Genomic DNA, 23,854 nt, shown 5'->3' on the forward strand with positions numbered 1-23,854 from the left:
ATCAGTCAGTGCAAACCGCCGCCGTAGTTGTCTTCGCGGATCACGCGCGGGGTGATTTCTCGCGGCTCGATCGATACCGGCTGGTAGACGACGCGCTTCTGTTCCTCGTCGTAACGCATTTCGACGTGACCCGACACCGGGAAGTCCTTGCGGAACGGGTGGCCGATGAAGCCGTAGTCGGTCAGGATGCGGCGCAGGTCGTCGTGCCCTTCGAACACGATGCCGTAGAGGTCGAACGCCTCGCGCTCGAACCAGGTCGCGGCATTCCAGACGGGCTGCAGCGAATCGACCACGGGCAGGTCTTCGTTAGGCGCGAACACCTTGAGGCGCACGCGCTGGTTGAGGCTCACGGAAAGCAGGTGCGTGACGACGCCATAGCGTTCGCCCTGCCACTCACCTTCGCGGTAGTCGGAGTAGTCCACGCCGCAAAGGTCGATCAGTTGCTCGAACCGGCAGCCGGGCGCGTCGCGCAGCAGCAGCGCGGCATCGATGTAGTCGGTGGAGTCGACCACGACGGTCACTTCGCCGAGTGCGATCGTCACGGCCTTGGCCTTGTCGCCGAGCGTCTCGGCGATGGTGGCGCGCAGCACCTCCGGCGAAATTGCAAAGTCAGTCATCGTCGGCAATCTCTCAGGCGCGGGCAATGGTGTTGGTGCGGCGAATCTTCTGCTGCAGCTGGATCACGCCGTAGAGCAGCGCTTCGGCGGTGGGCGGGCAACCCGGCACGTAGACGTCGACCGGCACGATGCGATCGCAGCCGCGCACCACGGAATAACTGTAGTGGTAGTAGCCGCCGCCATTGGCGCACGAGCCCATCGACAACACCCAGCGCGGCTCGGGCATCTGGTCATAGACCTTGCGCAATGCCGGAGCCATCTTGTTGCACAGCGTGCCAGCCACGATCATCAGGTCGGACTGGCGCGGGCTGGGACGGAACAGCATGCCGAAGCGGTCGATGTCGTAGCGGGCAGCACCCGCGTGCATCATTTCCACGGCACAGCATGCGAGGCCGAACGTCATCGGCCAGAGAGATCCGGTCTTCGCCCAGTTCACGACCGAGTCGTAGGTCGTGGTGACGAAACCTTCTTTGAGAACGCCTTCAATGGCCATTGTGTAGCTTCCTTGTCATTCCCAGTCGAGCGCGCCTTTTTTCCACTCATAGGCGAAGCCCACGACGAGGATGGCGAGAAAGATCATCATGGCCCAGAAGCCGACAGCACCGATCTCCTTGAGCGCAATGGCCCACGGAAAGAGAAAGGCAATTTCGAGATCGAACAGGATGAAGAGAATCGCGACGAGGTAATAGCGCACGTCGAACTTCATGCGCGCATCCTCGAAGGCTTCAAAGCCACACTCGTAGGGAGCGTTCTTTGCGGCGTCGGGCCGATTGGGGCCGAGAATGTATCCGATGACCTGAGGGGCGACGCCTACGCCGACTCCGACCAGAATGAACAAAAGGACGGGGAGGTAGGAGTCGAGATTCATCGAGAGTTTTTCACCGCTTGCCACCGGCAAGAAGAGCCTCTGGATGAGGCTTTCTGCCGATGAGATTTGGTGCGGTCGGCGAGACTCGAACTCGCACAGCTTTCGCCACTACCCCCTCAAGATAGCGTGTCTACCAATTTCACCACGACCGCGGTTTTTACTGTTCGGATGGCATGAGGTACCTGAAACAGGTAGTTGGCTTTCCGAACAGATTTAGAGTTTACCCTGAAAACGAGCCGTTTTTCACTGACAGCTCATGAAAACGAGTTGATTACTTGCTGGGAATCTGGCCCGGCGCCGGAGCGGGCGCGGCGGGAGCCGACGCAGGGGCTGCAGGAGCCGTTGCACCAGGGATTTCGCCGGCCGCGGGAGCAGCAGGCGCAGCGGGTGCGGCAGGCGCTCCGACAGCGGCGCGCTCGAGCAGACTGCCACCGCCGGCAGGACGCGAATGGCTGAAATAGGCCAGCAGCAGCGTGCATGCGAAGAACACGGCAGCAAGCACCGCCGTGGTGCGAGACAGGAAGTTCGCACTGCCGCTGGCACCGAACAGGCTGCCGGCGCTGCCGCTGCCGAAAGCGGCACCCATGTCGGCGCCCTTGCCGTGCTGGATCAGGATCAGGCCGATCATGACGAGGGCTGCCAGCATCTGCACGCCGACCAGAAGGTTGAGGACCACATTCATTCGTTCTTACTCCTAATTGATTGCCGCCGTTGACCGCGTTCAGCGAGCAGCGGCAGAGATGATCTGCAAAAAGTCTGGCGCCTTGAGCGACGCGCCGCCGATGAGGCCGCCGTCGATGTCGGCCTGTGCCAGCAGCTCGGCGGCATTCGCCGCGTTCATGCTGCCGCCGTAGAGGATCTTGATGGCCGCAGCGTGCTCGCTCGCCGCGTGATGCAGCTGCGCGCGCAGCACGGCATGCACCGCCTGCGCCTGTTCAGGCGTGGCCGTCTTGCCCGTGCCGATGGCCCAGACAGGTTCATAGGCCACGACGATCTCGCTGATGCAATGGCCGTTCACATGAATGACCGCCGCCAGCTGACGCTTGACGACTTCCTCGGTCTGCCCCGCTTCGCGCTGTGCCAGCGTCTCACCGACGCAGACGATCGGCGTGATGCCGTTGGCCAGTGCGGCGGCGGTTTTCGCAGCCACGGCCTCGTCGGTCTCGCCGTGATACTGGCGACGCTCCGAGTGGCCGACGATTGCGTAGCGCACGCCGAAATCCTTCAGCATCGCCGCCGATTGCTCGCCCGTGAACGCACCTTGCGCATGCGCCGAAATGTCCTGCGCGCCCAGCGCCAGAGCAGGCGAACCCGCCAGCAGCGATTGCAGCTGCGCGAAGTACGGCGCAGGCGCGCACAGCGCCACGTCGCACGCGGCCGGGCTCGCAGCCAGGCCTTGCTGCAGCGCCTTCACCAGCGCCTCGTTGGCAGCCAGGCCGCCATTCATCTTCCAGTTGCCGGCGATCAGTTTCTTCTTGGTCGTCATCGCGTTCTTCTCGTCACCATGTCAGCACGATCTTGCCGATGTGCTGGTTCGATTCCATCAGCGTGTGAGCCTGGGCGGCGCCGCTCGGTTCACCCGCTGCTGCAAAAGTGCTGTGGATCACGGGCTTGATCGCGCCGCTCTCGAGCAGCGGCCAGACCTTTTCGCGCAGCGCCTTGGCAATGGCACCCTTGAATGCCACCGGCCGCGGACGCAGCGTCGAGCCGGTGATCGTGAGGCGCCTGCGCAGCACGAGGCCCGCGTTGATCTGGCTCTTCACGCCGCCCTGCACCGCGATGATCACGAGCCGGCCGTCCTCGGCCAGGCACTCGATCTCGCGCGCCACGTAGTCGCCGGCGACCATGTCGAGCACCACGTCCACGCCCTTCCCGCCCGTGAGCTTCTTCGCCTCTTCGACGAAATCGCTCGTGCGGTAGTTGATGGCATGGTCCGCGCCCAGCTTCCTGCAGGCTTCGCACTTGTCGTCGCTGCCGGCCGTGACGATCACGGTCGCACCGAGGGCCTTGGCGATCTGGATCGCCGTCACGCCGATGCCGCTCGAGCCGCCCTGGATCAGCAGCGTCTCGCCCTTCTGCAGGCGGCCACGCTCGAACACGTTGCTCCAGACGGTGAAGAAGGTCTCCGGCAGCGAAGCCGCCTCGACATCGCTCCAGCCCTTGGGCACCGGCAGGCATTGCGCGACAGGGGCCACGCACAGCTGCGCGTAACCGCCGCCCGCAATCAGCGCGCAGACACGGTCGCCGACCTTGAAGCCGGCTTCAGCCAAAGCCGCGGCGTCGCCCGACACGATCTCGCCGGCCACTTCGAGGCCCGGCAGGTCGGATGCGCCCGGCGGCACCGGATAGTTGCCCATCCGCTGCAGCACGTCGGGGCGATTGACACCACTCGCCGCAACGCGGATCAGCAGTTCGCCAGCGCCGGCTACCGGATCGGGGCGCTCCGCCACGCGCAGCACCTCGGGGGCACCGAACGAAGTGATTTCAATGGCTTTCATGGTCTTTCGGCCTCCTGCGCCCGCAGATGGGGCGAAGCTTGCTGTTCAAAAGATGGCAACGGCGGCACTGGACCGCCGTTGCGCCCTTCTTACTCCTGAGGCTCGCGCGGGGCTTGCTGTTGCTGCTCGCCGGCCGCAGCCTGCGGCTGCTCGTTGCGCGGTTGCTGCTGCTGGTCGTTGAAGCGCGGTGCGCGCTCGCCACGATCACCACCGCGGTCGCCACGGTCGCCGCGATCACCACGGTCCGAACGCTCGCGGCGCTCACCACCACGGTCACCACGGTCACCGCGATCGCCACGGTCTTCACGCGGCGGGCGCTCGCTGAATTCCATGCCGGCCGGACGCTCGGTCAGGGCCTTCATGGACAGCTTGACGCGGCCCTTTTCGTCGGTCTCGAGAACCTTGACCTTCACGATCTGGCCTTCGCTCAGGTAGTCGGTCACCTTCTCGACGCGTTCGTGCGCGATCTGGCTGATGTGCAGCAGGCCGTCCTTGCCGGGCAGCAGGTTGATGAGCGCGCCGAAGTCCAGGATCTTGGTGACCGGGCCTTCGTAGACCTTGCCGATTTCGACTTCCGCCGTGATCTGCTCGATGCGCTTCTTGGCCAGTTCTGCCTTTTCCGGATCGGTCGAGGCGATGGTGATGGTGCCGTCTTCGTCGATGTTGATCGTCGTGCCGGTTTCTTCCTGCAGGCCACGGATGACCGAACCGCCCTTGCCGATCACGTCGCGGATCTTCTCGGGGTTGATCTTCAGCGTGGTCAGGCGCGGTGCGAAGCTGGAGACTTCGGCCTTGGCCTCGCCCATGGCTTCCTGCATCTTGCCCAGGATGTGCATGCGCGCTTCCTTGGCCTGTGCCAGGGCGACCTGCATGATTTCCTTGGTGATGCCCTGGATCTTGATGTCCATCTGCAGCGCGGTGATGCCGTTGGTGGTACCGGCAACCTTGAAGTCCATGTCGCCCAGGTGATCTTCGTCGCCCAGGATGTCGGTCAGCACCGCGAAGCGGTTGTCTTCCTTGATCAGGCCCATGGCGATGCCGGCCACGTGCGCCTTCATGGGCACGCCGGCGTCCATCATCGAGAGGCAGCCGCCGCACACCGATGCCATCGACGACGAGCCGTTCGACTCGGTGATTTCCGACACCACACGCACCGTGTAGGGAAACTCTTCCTTGTTCGGCAACACGGCGACGAGCGCGCGCTTGGCCAGGCGGCCGTGGCCGATTTCGCGGCGCTTGGTCGAGCCCATACGGCCCACTTCACCGGTGGCGAAGGGAGGCATGTTGTAGTGGAACAGGAAGCGGTCTTCGTATTCGCCGGCCAGCGCGTCGATGCGCTGCGCGTCGCGTTCGGTGCCGAGCGTGGTGATGACCAGCGCCTGGGTTTCGCCGCGCGTGAACAGGGCCGAGCCGTGGGTGCGGGGCAGCACCGAGTTGCGGATCTCGATGGGGCGCACGGTGCGCGTGTCGCGGCCGTCGATGCGGGGCTCGCCCGACAGGATCTGGCTGCGCACGATCTTCGACTCGATGGCGAACAGCAGGTCGCTGACCTTGCCGGAGTCGAATTCGGTGCCTTCGGCCTTCAGTGCCTCGAGCACGCTGGCGTTGGCTTCGCGCAGGGCTTGCGTACGGGCCTGCTTGCTGCGGATCTGATAGACGGCGCGCAGCTTTTCTTCGGCCAGGCCCTTGACCTTGGCGACGAAGGCTTCGTCTTCGGCGGGGGCCTTCCAGTCCCACACCGGCTTGCCGGCGTCGCGCACGAGTTCATGGATCGCGTTGATGGCGACGTTGGCCTGCTCGTGGCCGAACACCACACCGCCCAGCATGATTTCTTCGCTGAGCTGCAGGGCTTCGGACTCGACCATCAGCACGGCAGCTTGCGTGCCGGCGACGACGAGGTCCATCTGCGAATCCTTGCGGGCGGTCTGGCCCGGATTCAGCACGTACTGGCCGTTGATGTAGCCAACGCGGGCCGCACCGATCGGGCCGTTGAACGGCACGCCGGAGATCGACAGCGCGGCGCTCACGCCGATCATGGCGGCGATGTCGGCATCGACTTCGGGGTTGAGCGAGATCGTGTGGATGACCACATGCACTTCGTTCAGGAAGCCTTCGGGGAACAGCGGGCGGATCGGGCGGTCGATCAGGCGGCTGGTCAGCGTTTCATGTTCGCTGGGCTTGGCTTCGCGCTTGAAGAAGCTGCCGGGGATCTTGCCGGCGGCGTAGGTCTTCTCGATGTAGTCGACGGTCAGCGGGAAGAAGTCCTGGCCGGGCTTGGCCGACTTGGAAGCGACCACGGTCGCGAGGATGACGGTGCCGTCGATGTCGACGAGCACGGCGCCGCTGGCCTGGCGGGCGATTTCACCCGTTTCCATGACGACGGTCTTGTCGCCCCATTGGAACGACTTGGTGACTTTGTTGAAGAGGCTCATGTTTGCTCCTGTTTTAGTAGCGGATCACACAGGATCCGCAAGGGGCGGAGGCTTCTCAGAACACGATGCCATTCCAGCGAAGCTCGGGGCGAACTTCATTGGAATGACACAGCTTCGCTCTGTTTGGGCACTCCGAAAGTGGATCGCGAAGTAAAAAACGCCTGAGCTAGCGGACTAACCCAGGCGTTTTTTCATGCGATTTGGTTTACTTGCGCAGACCCAGCTTGGCGATCAGCGCGGTGTAACGGTCGGCATCCTTGGACTTGAGGTAGTCCAGGAGCTTGCGGCGGCGGCTCACCATGCGCAGCAGGCCGCGGCGACCGTGGTGGTCCTTGGCATGCGTCTTGAAGTGGGGGGTGAGCTCGTTGATGCGGGCGGTCAGCAGTGCGACTTGCACTTCGGGGCTGCCAGTGTCGTTGGCGGCGCGGGCGTTGTCCTTGACGACTTCGGCCTTGATGGAGGCTGCGATCATGTTGATTTCCTTGTTCCGGGATGTTTGACTTGCGGTGTGCGCTGGAACTGCACCCACCGTGCGCCTTGCGGCATGCAAAGCCTCGGGATTATAGCCCGGCGACTTTCGCCGGGCTTTCATGCCCCCTGGAAACCCTCCATCGAGGCAAGGCAGCCCGGGTTCAGCCCTTGCCGGGCCGCTGCTGCGCCAGCCAGTCGCGCAGGCGCTCCACGCCCTTCACCAGCCGCTGCGGGTCCTTGGAGGCAAAGCACCAGCGCAGCCAGCCCTGGGCTTCCGGCGCGAAAGCGTTGCCCGGCGCGAGCCCCAGGCCCGCCTCGGACACCAGCCGCTTGGCCACTTCGAGCGAATCGCCGAAGCCTTCGAGCCGGAAGAAGGCATACATGCCCCCCTTGGCCGGCGCCACCTGGACCCCCGGCACCGCCGCCAGCAGCGGCACCAGCGTGTCTCGGCACGACTTCAGGTGGGCCACCACGCGCGGCGTGATCTCGCCCGTGTGCTCGATGGCGGTGATGGCCGCGCGCTGCGTGAACACGCTGGCGCACGAGGTGTTGAACTCGATCAGCTTGCCGATGCCCTCCACCATCGACGGCGGCAGCACCAGCCAGCCGAGGCGCCAGCCCGTCATGAGGAAGCTCTTCGAGAAGCTGTGCGTCACGACCAGGCGGTCGTCGGGCTCGGAGATGTCGAGGAAGCTGGGCGCGCAGCCGTTGGGCGTCGGCTCGTAGTACAGCCGCTCGTACACCTCGTCGGCCAGGATCCAGGTGCCGGTCTGGCGGCAATGGTCCAGCACGGCCTGCTGCTCGTCGCGCGTCATGGTCCAGCCCGTGGGGTTGTTGGGTGCGTTGACGATCAGCAGCTTCGTCCTGGCAGTGACCGCGGCGCGAAGCGCGGGCAGGTCGAGCGTCCATTGCCCGTCCACCGGCACCAGCGGCAGCGTGCGCACGTTCGCGCCCATGATCGCGGGCTGCGCCGTCAGGTTGGGCCAAACGGGCGTCACGGCGACCACCTCGTCGCCCGCATCCACCAGCGCCTGCACCGCGAGCATCAGCGCGCTCACCCCGCCCGACGTGACTGCGATGCGCGAGGCATCGACCGCCGGATGCAGCCCGCTGGTATAGCGCGCGATGGCCTCGCGCAGCTCGGGCAGGCCGAGGTTGTGGGCATAGAAGGTTTCGCCGCGCTGCAGCGACTCGATGGCCGACTGGCGGATCACCTCGGGCGTGACTTCGTCGCTCTCGCCGAACCAGAAGGCCAGCACGTCGTCGCGCCCCATGCCGGCATTGGCGACTTCGCGGATCTTCGACGCTTCGAGGTTGTGGATGGCTTCACGCATGTCTTCGGGTCCTGTTCTCTGTCATCAATCGATCAAGGTCTCTTCATCTTGCACGAGGTCGGCAGCTCCGCGCGTTCGGCGGGAATGGTCTTGACCACGCGGAAGCCGTAGCCCGAACCCTCGACGTCGAACTGCACGCCCGGCCTGCCCTGCCGGTCCATCACGCCAACCACCAGCTGCTGCTGGAACTGGTGGTCCGCGGCACGCATGCGCCCGCGCTGGCCATGGAGGCTCACGTCGGCCTGCTCCAGCGCGCGTGCGACCGGCACCGCGTCCACGCTGCCCGCGCGTTCGACGGCCTGCACAAGCGCTTCGATCATCAGCGCCAGGCGCATGTGCACATAGTCTTCGGCCGGTTTCGGAAAGCGCGCGCGGAAGGCACGATAGAACTCCGCGGACTGCGCCGTCTGCACGTTGGGCAGCCAGTCGGCCACCGCGACCACGCGGCCGATGCCCGCGTCGCCGATGGCCGCGGGCGCGCCCAGCGCATTGCCGTAGAAGGTATAGAAGGTGCCGTTGAACCCGGCCTCGCGCGCCGCCTTCACCAGCAGCGTGAGGTCGTTGCCCCAGTTGCCCGTGACCACGGCCTGCGCGCCGCTCGCAATGATCTTCGTCGCGTACGGCGCGAAGTCTTTCACCTTGCCCATCGGGTGCAGTTCGTCACCAACGATCTCCACGTCGGGCCGCTGCGCGCCGAGCTGCCGGCGCGCTTCGCGCAGCACCGACTGGCCGAAGCTGTAGTCCTGGCCGATGAGGTAGGCGCGCTTGAGCGCGGCGTCGTCCTTCACCACGTCCATCAGCGCCGCCACGCGCATGTCGGCATGGGCGTCGAAGCGGAAGTGCCAGAAGCTGCAACGCTCGTTGGTGAGCACCGGATCGACAGCCGCGTAGTTCAGGAAGATCACGCGGCGCGACGGGTCGCGCTCGTTGTTCTTGTCGATGGCATCGACCAGCGCTGCGGCCGTGGCCGACGAGTTGCCCTGCAGCACGATGCGCGCGCCGTCGTCCATTGCTGCGCGCAACGCGGAGAGCGCTTCTTCGTTCTGCCCCTTGCTGTCGTAGCGGTCGAGCTGCAGCATGCGCGCGCCGCCAGGCAGCCTGATGCCGCCGCGCGCGTTCACGCGCTCCACGGCCCACAGCAGGTTGCGGAACACGGCCTCGCCGGTGTTGGCGAAAGGGCCGCTCATGCTCTCTATCAGCGCGAGGCGGATGGGTGCGGGCGAAGCCTGGGCGAGCGCCGCGAAGGGCCTCGCGCATAGCGCCAGCGCCGCGAATTTCAAGGTCTCGCGACGCAAATTAAAGGGGGGATTCATTGTCTTGAAACGCTTGCCACTGCGCCTAGATGAGGTGTCAAGCGGCACTCACACGATTGAACGGCCGCGCAGTGTAAGGGACACACATTCCTTGTCCCCATTGTGTTCATTCAGGAGTTCTTCACATGTTTTTCGCACCTACCCTCCGCACCGCCCGTTTCGCTCCGCGCGCCTATGACCGCGCCTTCGAACGCTTCGCCAGCGAGGCCTTCGCGGGTGCCCGCCGTTCGCCGCTCGTCGAACAGGACGACAAGAGCTGGACCCTCTCGCTCGACGTGCCCGGCTTCTCGCGTGAAGACCTCGCCATCAGCATCGAAGGCGCTGTGCTGCGCATCGACAGCAAGGCCGAAGCCAAGCGCCAGTTCAAGGCCGCCTACGAGCTGCCGCAGGACATCGACGTGGCCACCAGCGAAGCCAAGCTCGAGAACGGCGTGCTCACGCTGAAGCTCGGAAAACTGGTGCCGGTGAGCCAGGCGACGAGTTTGCAAATCAACTAGTAAGGGCGATGCCCACAAGAAGAAAGTGTCAGCCAAGGGTTGCTTTTGACTTTGAACATGCTCCCTATTCACAATAGGCGTGCATAACGTCACATCATGTGACGTTTTCTTAGTACTTTCTTCTTCGTGGGCGTCTTGTAAACGCATCGAAAATCATGACGGTGCGGATCGGGTGCCCCTCCTGGCACCATGAAAACTCACCTTCAACCTGCAAACCCCACCGAACAATCCGACACGCTCCTGGTGTTCCTGCCAGGCGCCTACCTCAAGCCCGACGAGTTCGAGCGCGAAGGATTCATCAGCGCCGTAAGGGAGCGCCACCTCGCAGCCGATGCGCTGCTGGTGGATGCCGACGTCTCCTACTACTACGACCAGACGCTCAGCGAACGCCTGCATGCGGACGTCATCGAGCCGCAGCGCGCCAAGGGCTACAAGGCGATCTGGCTGGTGGGCATTTCCATCGGCGGCTTCGGCGCGCTGATCCACGAACTGGCCAAGCCCGGCTCGGTGGACGGCATCGTGGCGCTGGCGCCCTACCTCGGGCGCCGGGTGCTGGGCGCGGAGATCAAGAAGGCCGGCGGCCTGCGCGCATGGCAGGCACCCACCGGGCCGCAGCCCGACGAAGAGCCCGACCGCAAGCTCTGGCCCTTCTTCCAGCAATACCTATCGGCGCAGCCTTCGAAGAACCTGCCGCCGCTCTACCTGGGGTTCGGCCTCGAAGACCGCTTTGCCAGCAACCACAAGCTGCTGGCCGACGCACTGCCGCCGGGCCGCGTGTTCACCACCGAAGGCGGCCACGACTGGCCGCAATGGCGCCAGCTCTGGCGCAACGTGCTGGACGTGCTGCCGCTGCCGGCCATCGGCCGCTCGCGCCAGCCGCAGCCTGCTATGCAGCAGCCTGCGGCATCGATGCCTCGGTCGTCAGCGATGCCAATGGCCATCGCGGTCTGACGTCGAAGGCATAGCGCTCGGTTGCCTGCGACAGGCCCGACTGCAGGCGCATCGCGGCGGCCATGGCGATCATGGCGCCGTTGTCGGTGCACAGGTGCAGCTCGGGGTAGTGCACCCGCACCTTGCGCCTTGCGCATGCGGCATCGAGTTGCTCGCGCAGGTTCTTGTTCGCCCCCACGCCGCCCGCCACCACCAGCCGCTTCAGGCCGGTCTGGTCGAGCGCGGCGAGCGACTTCTTCAGCAGCACCTCGACGATGGCCGCCTGCGTGGACGCCGCGAGGTCGGCCTTGCCGGCCTCGAGCTGGTCGCCGAGCTTCTTGGCCTGGGTGAGCACCGCCGTCTTCAGGCCGGCGAACGAAAAGTCGAGATCACCGCTGTGCAGAAGCGGGCGCGGCAGCTTGAACGCCGCCGGGTTGCCGCCTTCGGCCAGCTTCGCGAGCCACGGGCCGCCCGGGTAAGGCAGGCCCATGAGCTTGGCGCTCTTGTCGAAGGCCTCGCCGGCCGCGTCGTCGATGGTCTCGCCCAGCAGCTCGTAGCGCCCCACGCCGTCCACCCGCATCAGTTGCGTATGGCCGCCGGACACCAGCAGCGCCACGAACGGAAACTCCGGCGGATCGGCGCTCAGGAACGGCGACAGCAGGTGTCCTTCGAGGTGATGCACGCCCAGCACCGGCTTGCCCAGCGCCACGCCCAGCGCGCAGGCCACGCCGGCGCCCACGAGCAGCGCGCCCGCCAGGCCCGGTCCGCGGGTGTAGGCCACCACGTCGATTTCACCGAGCGAGCGGCCGGCCTCGGCCATGACCGACTCGGTCAGCGGCAGCACGCGGCGGATGTGGTCGCGGCTGGCCAGTTCGGGCACCACGCCCCCGTAGGCCTGGTGCATGGCGATCTGGCTGTGCAGCGCATGCGAGCGCAACACCGGCAGCGCGTTGCCGTGCGACTCCACCAGCGCCACGCCGGTTTCATCGCAGGATGATTCGATTCCCAACAAGAGCATGCCGCCGAGTGTAGGTGGCGCCTGCCGCGGTCGCCCGCGAAGGGGCAAGCGCAGGCGAGCGGGAGGCCCTCGAGAGGCACGGATGTTGCAGTGCTCCCCCAAGCCCCCCCGCAGGCGAACGCACCCACCATGAAGTCCGGACTGAGTTTTCTGATCGCCGCCCGCCGCTGCGAAATCGACGAGCTGGACCAGCTCGCGCGCACCAGCGAACTGGTCGGCGTGATCGGGCGGCTGGTGCACGCGCTGCAGCGCGAGCGCGGCATGTCGAACGTGTTCCTTGCATCGCACGGCGTGCGCCTGGCCGAGCAGCGAGCCCCGCAGATCGCCGAATGCCTGGCGCTCGAGCAGGAAGTGCGCGCCGGGTTCGACCAGCTCGAGTCCGAGCATCACCGCGGCGTCGGCTCCGGCAACGGCGCGCGGCTGTTCAGCCGCATCGCCTGGGTGCTGCCGGGGCTGGACGCCCTGCCCGCCCTGCGCCGGCGCATCGATGCGCTCGAACTCAAGCCGTCGCAGTCGACCGCCGCCTTCGTCAAGCTCATCGCCGGCCTGCTGTCGGTCGTGTTCGAGGCGGCCGACGGCGCCACCGACCCCGAGATATCCCGCCTCCTGGTGGCGATGTTCAACTTCATGCAGGGCAAGGAGTTTGCCGGCCAGGAGCGCGCATTCGGCGCCGCCGCGCTGGCCCAGGGCCGCAGCGACGAAACCCGGCGCCTGCAGTGGCAGCACCTGATCGAATCGCAGGAACGATGCTTCCAGGTGTTCGTCGACTTTTCCGGCGATGCGGTGCTCGCCCTCTGGCGCGAGAGCCAGTCCGACGCCACCCTGGCCGAGCTGGAGCGCATGCGCCGCAGGGGCGCCACCTCCGCGCCCGCCGACTCCGCACTCGGCCAGGCCTGGTTCGACTGCTGCACGCGCCGCATCGACGCCATGCGCACCGTCGAAGACCGGCTCGAAGCCGACCTGCGCGCGCTCTGCAGCCACAAGACAGCCCGGGCCCGCAGCGAACTCCAGGCCTACCGGCAGGTGCTCGACACCTTGGCGCCGGAGACCGACGCCGCGCTGTTCTTCGACGACGCCGACGCGCAGGCCGCCGCGCCCGCGCAACTCGGCCGCCACCTCGAGCGCTCGGTGCTCGACATGGTGCAGGAGCAGTCGCAGCGGCTGCAGGCCATGAGCGACGAACTGCAGACCGTGCGCGCCTCGCTCAATGAACGCAAGCTCGTGGAACGCGCCAAGGGCCTGCTGATGGCGCACCGGCGCATGAGCGAGCAGGAGGCGCACAAGATGCTGCGCGAGACCGCCATGAACCAGGGCCGCCGGCTCGTCGAAGTGGCCGAGTCGGTGCTCGCGATGGCCGACTACCTGCCCCCGCCGCCCCGCTGAGGGCGTTCAATTTGGTGCGCCGCACAACAACCGTGCCTGCCGCCCGTGCACCGTCCGGATGGCGCTTCGCCCTTGCAGCGCAAGACGTTCCAGCTACTTTTCCGATAGCAGCAGACCGCCCGGCAGGGCTGGCACACCGCTTGCAAGCAACCAGCGCATAGACCTCCAGGGGTCTTCAGGCAGGCGGCACCCAACGGCGGGTGCCACCCACCGACCGGACAAAGGCGTCCCCATCCCGCAAGGGCTCGTTTTCGAGCAGCCCCTGCGCGGTGCGGACGCCTTTTCGTTTTTGTCATTGCTGTTTTTGTTTGCCTTCAACCGGAGCCCCGCCACATGACCGACCTGCTCAAAACCCGTCTCAGCCGACGCCGCGTCCTGCAAGCCGCCGCCATCGGCGCCGTGGGCATCGACCCCGCCCTGCGCGCGGCCGTCTGGGCCCAAGGCTCCGACAAGCCCGAGAAGGAAGAAGTCAAGATCGGCTTCATCCCGCTGACAGACTGCGCCAGCGTGGTCATGGCCTCGGTGCTGGGCATCGACAAGAAGTACGGCGTGAAGATCGTGCCCAGCAAGGAAGCCAGCTGGGCCGGCGTGCGCGACAAGCTCTCCAACGGCGACATCGACATGGCGCACGTGCTCTACGGCCTGGTCTACGGCATGCACCTGGGCCTGAGCGGCCCGAGGAAGGACATGGCCGTGCTCATGACCCTGAACAACAACGGCCAGGCCATCACGCTGTCGAAGAAGCTCTCCGACAAGGGCGCGGTCGACGCCGCCTCGCTGGCCAAGCTCATCGCCAGCGAGAAGCGCGAATACACCTTCGCGCAGACCTTCCCCACCGGCACGCACGCCATGTGGCTCTACTACTGGCTCGCATCGGCCGGCATCGATCCGTTCAAGGACGTGAAGAACATCACCGTGCCGCCGCCGCAGATGGTGGCCAACATGCGCGTGGGCAACATGGACGGCTACTGCGTGGGCGAGCCCTGGGGCCAGCGTGCCATCATGGACGGCATCGGCATCACGGCCATCACCACGCAGGACATCTGGAAGGACCACCCCGAGAAGGTGCTCGGCTGCACCGCCGAGTTCACGAAGAAGTACCCGAACACCGCGCGCGCCGTGACGGCCGCCATCCTCGAAGCCAGCAAGTGGATCGACGCCGGCCTGCAGAACAAGAACAAGATGGCCGAGACCATCGCCGACAAGAGCTACGTCAACACCAGCGTGGACGCCATCAACCAGCGCATCCTGGGCCGCTACACCAACGGCCTGGGCAAGAGCTGGGACGACCCCAACCACATGAAGTTCTACAACGCCGGTGCCGTGAACTTCCCGTACCTGTCGGACGGCATGTGGTTCCTCACGCAGCACAAGCGCTGGGGCCTGCTGAAGGAACACCCCGACTACCTGAAGGTGGCCACCGAGATCAACCGCATCGACATCTACAAGCAGGCCGCCGCCGCCACGCAGACGCCGGTGCCCAAGGACCCGATGCGCACCAGCAAGCTGTTCGACGGCTCTGTCTGGGACGGCAAGGATCCGAAAAAGTACGCCGAGTCGTTCAAGCTTCATGCCTGAGGAGAACACCATGGTCAGCGCAGTCTTTCATTCGCCGCTCGAAGCGACCACCGCACAGGTGACGCAGGTGGCCCCTTCCGTCGCCGCCAGGCCGGCAGCGCCAAAGCCGACACCCGCTCCGGCGCCCGAGACCCGGGTGCGCGCGCCCATCGACCTGCGCGCATTCTGGATGCGCGTGCTGCCGCCGCTGGCGGGCTTCGGCCTGCTGCTGCTGATCTGGGAAGTGGTGGCCATGAAAAGCACCACCGGCTTTCCCACGCCCGCGGCCACCTGGCAGCAGGCCGTGACGGTGTTCAGCGATCCGTTCTACAGCAAGGGGCCGAACGACCAGGGCGTGGGCTGGAACGTGCTGTCGTCGCTGCAGCGCGTGGCGCTGGGCTTCGGGCTGGCGGCGCTGGTCGGCATTCCGGCGGGCTTTGCCATCGGCCGCTTCGAGTTCCTCTCGCGCATGTTCAACCCGCTGATCAGCCTGCTGCGCCCCGTGTCGCCGCTGGCCTGGCTGCCCATCGGCCTGCTGGTGTTCAAGGGCGCCAACCCGGCCGCGATCTGGACCATCTTCATCTGCTCGATCTGGCCGATGGTCATCAACACCGCCGTGGGCGTGCAGCGCGTGCCCAGCGACTACATGAACGTGGCCAAGGTGCTGAACCTCAGCGAGTGGAAGATCCTCACCAAGATCCTGTTCCCCGCCGTGCTGCCCTACATGCTGACCGGCGTGCGGCTGGCCGTGGGCACCGCGTGGCTGGTGATCGTGGCCGCCGAGATGCTCACGGGCGGCGTCGGCATCGGCTTCTGGGTGTGGGACGAGTGGAACAACCTCAACGTCGCCAACATCATCATCGCGATCTTCGTGATCGGCATCGTAGGCCTGGTGCTGGAGTTCGCGCTCATCAAGCTCGCAACGGCATTCACGTTCGAAGAGGTGAAGTCATGAGCCGCACGGCCGCTCCGAAGGCGAATACCGCAGCGCTGCTGCGCGGAGGTTTCCAATGATCGACGACAGCAAGTACATCGAGATCCACGGCGTCGAGCAGGCGTTCAAGACGCCCAAGGGCCGCTTCGTCGCGCTGCGCGACGTGAACCTGAACGTGGCCAAGGGCGAGTTCATCACGCTCATCGGGCACTCGGGCTGCGGCAAGTCGACGCTGCTGAACCTGATCGCCGGGCTCACCACGCCCACTCAGGGTGCGCTGCTGTGCGCCAACAAGGAAATCAAAGGGCCCGGCCCCGAGCGCGCGGTGGTGTTCCAGAACCACTCGCTGCTGCCCTGGCTCACCTGCTTCGAGAACGTGTACCTGGCGGTCGAGCGGGTGTTCGCCGCCACGGAAAGCAAGGCGCAGTTGCGCCAGCGCACCGACGCCGCGCTGGCGCTGGTCGGCCTCACGCCCGCCGCGCAGAAGCGGCCCGGCGAGATCTCCGGCGGCATGAAGCAGCGCGTGGGCATTGCGCGCGCGCTGTCGATGGAGCCCAAGGTGCTGCTGATGGACGAGCCTTTCGGCGCGCTCGACGCCCTCACCCGCGCCAAGCTGCAGGACGAGCTGCTCGCCATCGTGCAGAAGACGCACAGCACCGTCGTCATGGTGACGCACGACGTGGACGAGGCCGTGCTGCTGAGCGACCGCATCGTGATGCTGAGCAACGGCCCGGCCGCCACCATCGGCGACGTGCTTTCGGTGGGCATTCCGCGCCCGCGCAACCGGGTCGAGCTGGCGGAAGACCCCGTCTACGTGCACGCCCGCAAGGCGGTGATCGACTTCCTCTACACGCGCCAGGCGCACGTGGAGAAGGCCGCGGCCTGACGCTGCGCGAGCGCCAGCACCAACGGCGTCACGACATGATGACCTGGAGGCTGTGCTCGTACGAGGCCGTGAGGCGCTCGAAGGTGTCGACCAGCGCGTCGCTTGAACGCACCAGCGTGGCGCGGCCGTCGGCGCTGTCGAGCGCCTGCACGCCGCCGACCAGCCGCAGCCATTCGTCGCGCGCGCTGGCCAGCGCGGCGCGGATCTCGGCGGTGCTCAGCGGCGCATGCTCCAGCTCGAGCAATGCGGCCTCGAACTCGGCCATGGTCGGCACCAGCCGCGCGTTCGCTGCCTTCTCTTTCAGCGCGGCGGCCAGCAGCGCGTCCTTGGCCAGCCGCTGCGCCCGCATGCGCTGCCGCCCGCAGATGTTGACGATGCGCAGCGCGCGCCGCGCGCCCGAGGTTTCGAGCGCCTCGGTCAGGGCCTCGGCGGCGCGGAGCAATACTTCCGCGCGCTGGTCGATGTCGGCCAGCCCCGCCGCCGACGGCCGCGCGGCCAGGGCAGCGGCCAGCCCGCTCCAAGCGGCCTGCGCATCCCCCAACGCCTGCGCGCCGGCCGCCCCGAGCCCGAGGGCGGCCAGATGATCGAGGTTCTGCTGCACCCGCTCGGCCGACTGCGTGCGCAGCAACCGCGCCCGCTGCGCGTCGATGCCGCCGAGCAACTGCGCCGCCACGCGCACCAGCCGCTGCGAGAGCATGCGCAGCTGCCCGGCCCGGTTGATCGCGTCGGCCCACTGCGCCGCCTCGATGACCGATCGCGAAACCTCGCCCAGACGCAGGTTGGCATGCATCGCGGCGCCGCGCAGCAGGCCGAAGGCCTCGTCCTCGCCGATGCCGCGCGCGGACATCAGCAGACCCTTGGCCCGGTCGACCCACTTGCGCTCGTCCATGCGGGTGCGCAGGCTCTCCAGTTCGGTGCGCAAGGCGGCCTCGCGCTGCCAGCGGGACCGGGCGCGGGCGATCAACGCGGCGAGCGATGCCGCATCGACGGCATCGGCCTGCAACCACGCATGCACGCCGAGCGCGACCAGTTCTTCATGCTGCGCGCCGCCCAACGGCGCGCTGACAAGGCTCAGCGCGCACGGCGGCAGGCCGGCCCACGTGCGCAAGGCATCGAACAGCGCGGGCGCGGGCGCAGGCAGGCAGATCAGGGCCTGCCGGGGCCCCAGCGCCTCGACCTGCCGCGCGAAGCTGCCGCAATCCGCGCAGCCGAGCACGTCGAGACCCGCGCCGGACAGCGCCCGCGCAAGCGCCTCGGGCAGCACGAGGCCGGCGGGTTCATCGGGCAGGACAACGAGAAGGGACATCTTGGGGAAGCGGTGTGGGAGCGCACCGCGAGCATAGGCCACACCCGCGCACACTTGCGGGCACGCCTCTTGCATGAAACGGAGCGCGGTGTAACGAAGCACCGCTTTGGTGACGAGGCTGCAGGTTCCTGCGGCCGGCCCGGCAATCCACTCGCCGTGCACACCCCCACGCCGACAGCGTCCGCTGCCGGCACTCCGCCCCCAACCCCGTCCGTCGACACGACCTCTCCAGGGTCGCGCCGCGGCTTTTCGCATCTTTGAACGCCATGTCCAGCTTCAGGAATTTCTTGCAATCAGGCCACAGCCCGACACTGTTCGCGGCCTTCCTGTACTTCTCGTTCTCCTGCTGCATCTGGGTGCTCAACGGCGCAATGGCGCCCTTCATCGGCGAGACCTTCGATCTGTCGCCCGCCCAGAAGGGCCTGATGCTGTCGGTGCCCATCATCGCCGGCGCGCTGATGCGCTTTCCGCTGGGCATCCTCTCGCAGTACATCGGCCGCAAGAAGGCCACGCTGGTCGAGATGGCGCTGATCGCGGTGGCGATGCTGTTCGGCTTCTTCTTCGTCAAGAGCTTCAACGACCTGCTCGCCATGGGCGTGCTGCTGGGCATTGCAGGCGCGAGCTTCGGCGTCGCGCTGTCGCTGGGCTCGGGCTGGTTCCCGCCGCAGCACAAGGGCCTGGCCATGGGCCTGGTGGGCGCGGGCAACGTGGGCACGGCGGTGTCGGTGCTGGTGGCGCCGCCGCTGGCGAACTGGCTGGGCTGGCAGGCGGTGTACGGCGTGGCCGCGGTCGCCATCCTCATTCCGATGGTCGTGATGGTGGTGTTCGCCAAGGAGCCGCCGGACGTGAACGCCCATTCGAGCTTCCGCGAGCACATTGCCTGCCTGTTCGAGAAGGACGGCTGGGTGTTCAGCCTGATCTACGGCGTGACCTTCGGCGGCTTCATCGGCCTGACCACCTTCCTGCCCTCCTACTACTACGACCAGTTCGGCGTGAGCAAGGTGCAGGCGGGCCAGCTGACCATGCTCGCCGCCTTCATGGGCGCGGCGGTGCGCATCGCGGGCGGCTGGATCTCCGACCGCTGGGGCGGCGTGAACACGCTGACGGTGGTGCTGCTGGTGGTGGCCGTGAGCCTCGTGCTGGTGGGTTTCTCTTCAGGCTCGCTGGCCGTCACCACGCTGGTGCTGATCGTCTGCTTCGCCGCACTCGGCGCGGGCAACGGCGCACTGTTCCAGCTGGTGCCGTTGCGCTGGCCCGCGAGCACGGCCGTGGCCGGCTCGATGATCGGCGAGATCGGCGCGCTGGGCGGCGGCCTCGTGCCCAACGCCATGGGCCTTTCGAAGCAGTACATGGGCAGCTATCTCTGGGGGTTCGTCTTCTTCGCGGCGCTGTCGCTGGTGATGCTGGGCGTGATGCGCGTGATGCAGATCCGCTGGACGCGCACCTGGGCCGAAAAAGGCGGCCGTGCGCGCGTCACGACGCCGCACAACCCTGCCGCCACCACCCATGTACGCAAGGCGGCCCGCCCATGACTCGCCCCGCCCGCATCCGCTCAGCGTGGCAGGAACAGCAGCCACACGACGAGCAGCACGTTGAACAGCACCGACACGCCGAGCGCCAGTTGGTAGAGCGCGAGCGGATCGCGGCGGATCAGCGGCGTAGCGGCGGGCGCGTTGACGGGGCGGGATGCACCGCGTTCGAGCGCGAGCAGCAGTTCCTCGGCGGTTTCGAAGCGCTCGCGCGGGTCGCGGGCCACGGCCTTGCGCACCAGATGATCGAGCCAGATCGGCACGTCGGGCCGCAGGCGCGAGAGCGCGACCGGGTCGCGACGGTAGCGCGCCACCTGGTAGGGCTCGATCTCGCCGTAGGGCAGGTGGCCGGTGAGCCACTGGTAGAGCGTGACGCCGAGCGCGAACAGGTCGCTGGCCGCATCGGCGGTGCCGCCCTCCTCCCACTGCTCGGGGTTGATGTAGCTGGGGGTGCCGGCATGCAGCTCGCGCTGGGCCGCGCCTTCTCTTCCGGACAGCGCCACGCCCAGGTCGAGGATGCGCCAGCGCCCGTCGTCGCCCAGGTGCAGGTTGCCGGGCTTGATGTCGCGATGGATCACGCCCTGGCGATGCAGCCGGCCGAGCGCGCGGCTCAGCTCGATGCCGGCCGCCACCACCTCGGCCACCGTGCCGCGCGCGTTCAGCTTGCGCAGTTGCTCCAGGGTGCGCCCGCCGTGCCAGTCGAACACGATGTAGAGCGCGCTCGCGTCCTCGGCGCGTTCGTGCACGCGAACGAAACCGCTGCCGCCGACGCCTGCCACGCGCAGCCCCAGCCACGCCTCGTGCGCCAGCATCGCGCGTTCCTGCGGATCGCCGGCGCGCGAGGGATGCAGCGTCTTCAGCGCGACCAGCTCGCGCGTGCGCGGGTGCCGCGCCTGGTACAGCAGGTGCACGCCGGTGTCCGCCACCAGCGCGGTGACGGCGTAGCCGTCGAGCACGTCGCCCACTTTCAGCGCGGGCGGCGGTGCGAGCCGGCGGCCGTCGCCGAGTTCGTCGTCGAGCTGCCGCGCATCGAGCCCGACCACACGGATGACCAGCGCGGTCGCGTTGTCGCGCGTGCCGGCGTCGAGCGCCGCATGCACCAGCGCCTCGCTGGCGGCCTCGGCGTCGCCCTGCAAGGCCAGCGCGGCCACCTGCTGCGGCTTGAGCACGCAGTGCACGCCGTCGGAGCTCAGCACGAAGCAGTCGCCCACGCGCACGTCGCCCTGGGCGTAGTCGACGCGCACCTGGTCGTCGAGGCCGATGGCGCGCGTGAGCCGGCTGCGCATGTCGGGATGGTCGAAGGCGTGGTCCTGCGTGAGCGGCACGGCCGGCCCGCCGCCGGCACGCACGCGCCAGGCGCGCGTGTCGCCCACGTGCGCCAGCGTGTAGCTCTGTCCGTGCAGCACCAGCGCGGTGAGCGTGGTGAGCGCCGTGCCGCCGTCCTGCTTGCTCTGGCGCCGGCGGTTGTGGTCGGCCAGCCAGCCGTTCTGCGCGCCGACCAGCCGGTCGAGCGCGGCGGTCGGCTCCCAGGTTGCGGGCGTGGCGAAGTAGTCGGCCAGCAGGCCCATCACCGTGGTCTGCGCCGCTTCGCGGCCGTGCCCGCCGCTCGACACCCCGTCGGCAATGGCCGCGATGAGGCCGCGGGCCTCGTCGCCCGGCGGCGCATGCACTGCACCGGCGAAGTCTTCGTTCAGCTCGCGCGGTCCGCGCTGGCTGCTGTAGCCGATGTCCACTTCAAAGCTCATGGCGCGATTCTGAACGCGCGCCACGGGTACCCGTTTGCTTGATTTCCCTGAAAGGTCCAGCCCCATGAAGAAAATGAAACTCGTGATGGTCGGCAACGGCATGGCCGGCGTGCGCACGCTCGAAGAGCTGCTGAAGATCGCGCCCGAGCTGTACGACATCACCGTCTTCGGCGCGGAGCCGCATCCCAACTACAACCGCATCCTGCTGTCGCCGGTGCTCGCGGGCGAGCAGACGGTCGACGAGATCGTGCTCAACAGCTGGGAGTGGTACACGGACAACCACATCACGCTGCACGCCGGCAAGAAGGTGGTGGAGGTCGACCGCGTCAAGCGCATCGTGCGCGCGGTGGATTCGCAAGGCGGTGTCACCGAGGCCGCCTACGACCGCCTGCTGATGTGCACCGGCTCCAACCCCTTCATGCTGCCTGTGCCCGGCAAGGACCTCAAGGGCGTGATCGCCTACCGCGACATCGCCGACACCGACTACATGATCGAGACCGCGCGCACGCACAAGAACGCGGTGGTCATCGGCGGCGGCCTGCTGGGCCTGGAGGCCGCCAACGGCCTGATGCTGCGCGGCATGAACGTGACCGTGGTGCACGTGATGCCCTGGTTGATGGAGCGCCAGCTCGACGACGTGGCCGGCAAGCTGCTGCAGAAGTCGCTGGAAGACCGCGGCCTGAAGTTCCTGATGGGCGCGCAGACGCAGGACCTGGTGGGCGGTGAGGACGGCCGCGTGAAGGCCATCCGCTTCAAGGACGGCACCGAGGCGGCCGCCGACCTGGTGGTGATGGCCGTGGGCATCCGCCCGAACGTGGAGCTGGCCGAGAAGATGCGCCTGCACTGCAACCGCGGCATCGTCGTCACCGACACCATGCAGACCGTGACCGACGCGCGCATCTACTCGGTGGGCGAGTGCGCGGCGCACCGCGGCATTGCCTATGGCCTGGTCGCGCCGCTGTTCGAGCAGGCCAAGGTGGCGGCCAACCACCTGGCGCAGTTCGGCATCGGCCGCTACCTGGGGTCGCTCACCTCCACCAAGCTGAAGGTGACGGGCATCGACCTGTTCTCGGCCGGCGAGTTCATGGGCGGCGAAGGCACCGAGGAGATCGTCATGAGCGACCCCTTCGGCGGCGTCTACAAGAAGCTGGTGATCAAGGACGACAAGCTCGTGGGCGCCTGCCTCTACGGCGACACGGTGGACGGCAGCTGGTACTTCAAGCTGCTGCGCGACGGCCGCAGCGTGCACGACATCCGCGACAAGCTGATGTTCGGCGAATCGAACATCGGCGACACCGGCCACGAAGGCCACAACAAGGCCGCGAGCATGCCCGACGACGCCGAGGTCTGCGGCTGCAACGGCGTGAACAAGGGCACCATCTGCAAGGCCATCAAGGAAAAGGGCCTGTTCACGCTCGACGAGGTGAAGAAGCACACCAAGGCCAGCGCCAGCTGCGGCTCGTGCACCGGGCTGGTCGAGCAGATCCTGATGTTCACCGCGGGCGGCGACTACTCCGCCACGCCCAAGAAGAAAGCCGTGTGCGGCTGCACCGACGCGAGCCACCAGGACGTGCGCGACGCGATCCGCAAGGAGCACTACCTGACGCACGACGAGGTGTACCGCAACCTCGGCTGGCGCACGCCCAACGGCTGCGCCACCTGCCGCCCGGCCGTCAACTACTACCTGATCAGCACCTGGCCGAAAGAGGCGAAGGACGATCCGCAGAGCCGCTTCATCAACGAGCGCAGCCACGCCAACATCCAGAAGGACGGCACCTACTCCGTCATTCCGCGCATGTGGGGCGGCCACACCACGCCGGACGAGCTGCGCCGCATCGCCGACGCGGCCGACAAGTACAAGATCCCGACCGTCAAGGTCACGGGCGGCCAGCGCATCGACCTGCTGGGCGTGAAGAAGGAAGACCTGGAAGGCGTGTGGAAGGACATCGGCATGCCCAGCGGCTTTGCCTATGCCAAGTCGCTGCGCACGGTGAAGACCTGCGTGGGCAGCGAGTGGTGCCGCTTCGGCACGCAAGACTCCACGCAGATGGGCAAGGACCTGGAGCGCGCGCTGTGGGCCATGTACTCGCCGCACAAGGTCAAGCTGGCGGTGTCGGGCTGCCCGCGCAACTGCGCGGAGGCCGGCATCAAGGACGTGGGCGTGATCGGCGTCGACTCGGGCTGGGAGCTCTACGTGGGCGGCAACGGCGGCATCAAGACCGAGGTGGCGCAGTTCCTCGTGAAGGTGAAGACGGCCGAGGAAGTGATGGAGTATTCGGGTGCCTTCCTGCAGCTCTACCGCGAAGAAGGCTGGTACCTGGAGCGCACGGTGCACTACATCGGCCGCGTGGGGCTGGACTACGTGAAGAAGAAGATCCTCGAAGACGCCGAGGGCCGCAAGGCGCTGTGGGAACGCCTGCAGTTCGCGCTCGACGGCGAACCCGACCCGTGGTTCGAATCGGCGCAGGCCTCGGTCGACGTGCGGCAGTTCACGCCGCTGACGGCGTCGAGCGACACCCACCAGACAGCCTGAAGG

Annotated in this window: 21 protein-coding genes and 1 tRNA gene; 8 read left to right on the forward strand and 14 right to left on the reverse strand. The window is 67.1% G+C overall.

Translation table 11 applies throughout. The annotated features are described in order from the left end of the window. Positions 1-5: 5 nt before the first annotated feature. The 11 genes from C4F17_RS08860 to C4F17_RS08910 form a co-directional block, all read right to left on the reverse strand. Positions 6-617 carry an NADH-quinone oxidoreductase subunit C gene (locus tag C4F17_RS08860; protein ID WP_106934985.1) on the reverse strand — a complete coding sequence of 204 codons (612 nt, stop codon included), beginning with the start codon at positions 615-617 and terminating at the stop codon, positions 6-8. Positions 618-630: 13 nt separating this feature from the next. After that, the gene (locus C4F17_RS08865) at positions 631-1,110 is read right to left on the reverse strand and encodes a NuoB/complex I 20 kDa subunit family protein (RefSeq protein ID WP_007837763.1); all 480 of its coding nucleotides are present in this window, start codon (positions 1,108-1,110) and stop codon (positions 631-633) included. 15 nt (positions 1,111-1,125) lie between these two features. Further along, complete coding sequence (locus tag C4F17_RS08870) at positions 1,126-1,485, reverse strand: NADH-quinone oxidoreductase subunit A (protein ID WP_012748607.1); 360 nt, start codon at positions 1,483-1,485, stop codon at positions 1,126-1,128. A 67-nt stretch (positions 1,486-1,552) separates the two neighbouring features. Then, positions 1,553-1,637: transfer RNA gene (locus C4F17_RS08875), tRNA-Leu, on the reverse strand. 119 nt (positions 1,638-1,756) lie between these two features. After that, positions 1,757-2,167 carry a preprotein translocase subunit SecG gene (secG, locus tag C4F17_RS08880; RefSeq protein ID WP_081266576.1) on the reverse strand — a complete coding sequence of 137 codons (411 nt, stop codon included), beginning with the start codon at positions 2,165-2,167 and terminating at the stop codon, positions 1,757-1,759. A gap of 39 nt (positions 2,168-2,206) precedes the next feature. After that, on the reverse strand, positions 2,207-2,971 hold the full coding sequence (gene tpiA / locus C4F17_RS08885) for a triose-phosphate isomerase (RefSeq protein ID WP_106934986.1): 765 nt from the start codon (positions 2,969-2,971) through the stop codon (positions 2,207-2,209). Positions 2,972-2,984: 13 nt separating this feature from the next. Further along, positions 2,985-3,983, reverse strand: a complete 999-nt coding sequence (locus C4F17_RS08890) for an NAD(P)H-quinone oxidoreductase (RefSeq protein WP_081266574.1) — start codon at positions 3,981-3,983, stop codon at positions 2,985-2,987. Between the two features lie 89 nt (positions 3,984-4,072). Further along, positions 4,073-6,415 carry a polyribonucleotide nucleotidyltransferase gene (gene pnp / locus C4F17_RS08895; RefSeq protein WP_106934987.1) on the reverse strand — a complete coding sequence of 781 codons (2,343 nt, stop codon included), beginning with the start codon at positions 6,413-6,415 and terminating at the stop codon, positions 4,073-4,075. A 205-nt stretch (positions 6,416-6,620) separates the two neighbouring features. After that, positions 6,621-6,887, reverse strand: a complete 267-nt coding sequence (gene rpsO, locus C4F17_RS08900; protein WP_007837783.1) for a 30S ribosomal protein S15 — start codon at positions 6,885-6,887, stop codon at positions 6,621-6,623. Positions 6,888-7,047: 160 nt separating this feature from the next. After that, positions 7,048-8,220, reverse strand: a complete 1,173-nt coding sequence (locus C4F17_RS08905; protein WP_106934988.1) for a pyridoxal phosphate-dependent aminotransferase — start codon at positions 8,218-8,220, stop codon at positions 7,048-7,050. A gap of 32 nt (positions 8,221-8,252) precedes the next feature. Next, on the reverse strand, positions 8,253-9,533 hold the full coding sequence (locus C4F17_RS08910; RefSeq protein ID WP_106934989.1) for a branched-chain amino acid ABC transporter substrate-binding protein: 1,281 nt from the start codon (positions 9,531-9,533) through the stop codon (positions 8,253-8,255). A gap of 125 nt (positions 9,534-9,658) precedes the next feature. Here C4F17_RS08910 and C4F17_RS08915 point away from each other — a divergent pair, with 125 nt between their 5' ends. Then, complete coding sequence (locus C4F17_RS08915) at positions 9,659-10,030, forward strand: Hsp20/alpha crystallin family protein (RefSeq protein WP_106934990.1); 372 nt, start codon at positions 9,659-9,661, stop codon at positions 10,028-10,030. A 189-nt stretch (positions 10,031-10,219) separates the two neighbouring features. Beyond that, positions 10,220-10,981 (forward strand): alpha/beta hydrolase-fold protein, encoded by a 762-nt coding sequence (locus C4F17_RS08920; RefSeq protein WP_106934991.1) that lies wholly within the window; start codon positions 10,220-10,222, stop codon positions 10,979-10,981. Here the strand turns inward: C4F17_RS08920 and tsaD are convergent. Beyond that, positions 10,917-11,978 (reverse strand): tRNA (adenosine(37)-N6)-threonylcarbamoyltransferase complex transferase subunit TsaD, encoded by a 1,062-nt coding sequence (tsaD, locus tag C4F17_RS08925; protein ID WP_106934992.1) that lies wholly within the window; start codon positions 11,976-11,978, stop codon positions 10,917-10,919. The genes C4F17_RS08920 and tsaD overlap by 65 nt on opposite strands. Before the next feature lie 129 nt (positions 11,979-12,107). On the opposite strand from tsaD, the gene C4F17_RS08930 reads away from it, so the two are divergent. The 4 genes from C4F17_RS08930 to C4F17_RS08945 all read left to right on the forward strand — a co-directional run bounded on the left by C4F17_RS08930 (position 12,108) and on the right by C4F17_RS08945 (position 16,738). Beyond that, positions 12,108-13,361, forward strand: a complete 1,254-nt coding sequence (locus C4F17_RS08930; protein ID WP_106934993.1) for a nitrate regulatory protein — start codon at positions 12,108-12,110, stop codon at positions 13,359-13,361. A gap of 333 nt (positions 13,362-13,694) precedes the next feature. Continuing rightward, complete coding sequence (locus C4F17_RS08935) at positions 13,695-14,939, forward strand: CmpA/NrtA family ABC transporter substrate-binding protein (RefSeq protein ID WP_106934994.1); 1,245 nt, start codon at positions 13,695-13,697, stop codon at positions 14,937-14,939. A 10-nt stretch (positions 14,940-14,949) separates the two neighbouring features. Then, positions 14,950-15,873: a nitrate ABC transporter permease gene (ntrB, locus tag C4F17_RS08940; protein ID WP_081266756.1), complete on the forward strand. Its 924-nt coding sequence runs from the start codon at positions 14,950-14,952 to the stop codon at positions 15,871-15,873. A gap of 55 nt (positions 15,874-15,928) precedes the next feature. After that, positions 15,929-16,738 carry an ABC transporter ATP-binding protein gene (locus tag C4F17_RS08945; RefSeq protein ID WP_081266565.1) on the forward strand — a complete coding sequence of 270 codons (810 nt, stop codon included), beginning with the start codon at positions 15,929-15,931 and terminating at the stop codon, positions 16,736-16,738. 28 nt (positions 16,739-16,766) lie between these two features. Here the strand turns inward: C4F17_RS08945 and C4F17_RS08950 are convergent, their stop codons facing one another. Then, positions 16,767-18,044, reverse strand: coding sequence for an ANTAR domain-containing response regulator (locus C4F17_RS08950; RefSeq protein WP_234382682.1), 1,278 nt, complete (start codon positions 18,042-18,044; stop codon positions 16,767-16,769). A gap of 266 nt (positions 18,045-18,310) precedes the next feature. Here C4F17_RS08950 and C4F17_RS08955 point away from each other — a divergent pair, with 266 nt between their 5' ends. Beyond that, a complete protein-coding gene (locus C4F17_RS08955) occupies positions 18,311-19,576 on the forward strand; it encodes an MFS transporter (RefSeq protein WP_081266563.1) in 1,266 nt (421 codons plus the stop codon). A 20-nt stretch (positions 19,577-19,596) separates the two neighbouring features. On the opposite strand, the gene C4F17_RS08960 is transcribed toward C4F17_RS08955, so the two are convergent. After that, positions 19,597-21,318, reverse strand: coding sequence for a bifunctional protein-serine/threonine kinase/phosphatase (locus C4F17_RS08960; protein ID WP_081266755.1), 1,722 nt, complete (start codon positions 21,316-21,318; stop codon positions 19,597-19,599). Positions 21,319-21,382: 64 nt separating this feature from the next. Here C4F17_RS08960 and nirB point away from each other — a divergent pair, with 64 nt between their 5' ends. Then, positions 21,383-23,851, forward strand: coding sequence for a nitrite reductase large subunit NirB (gene nirB, locus C4F17_RS08965; protein ID WP_106934995.1), 2,469 nt, complete (start codon positions 21,383-21,385; stop codon positions 23,849-23,851). Positions 23,852-23,854: the final 3 nt, after the last annotated feature.

The sequence above is a fragment of the Variovorax sp. PMC12 genome (genome assembly GCF_003019815.1).
In the GTDB taxonomy this organism is placed as follows: Bacteria; Pseudomonadota; Gammaproteobacteria; order Burkholderiales; family Burkholderiaceae_C; genus Variovorax.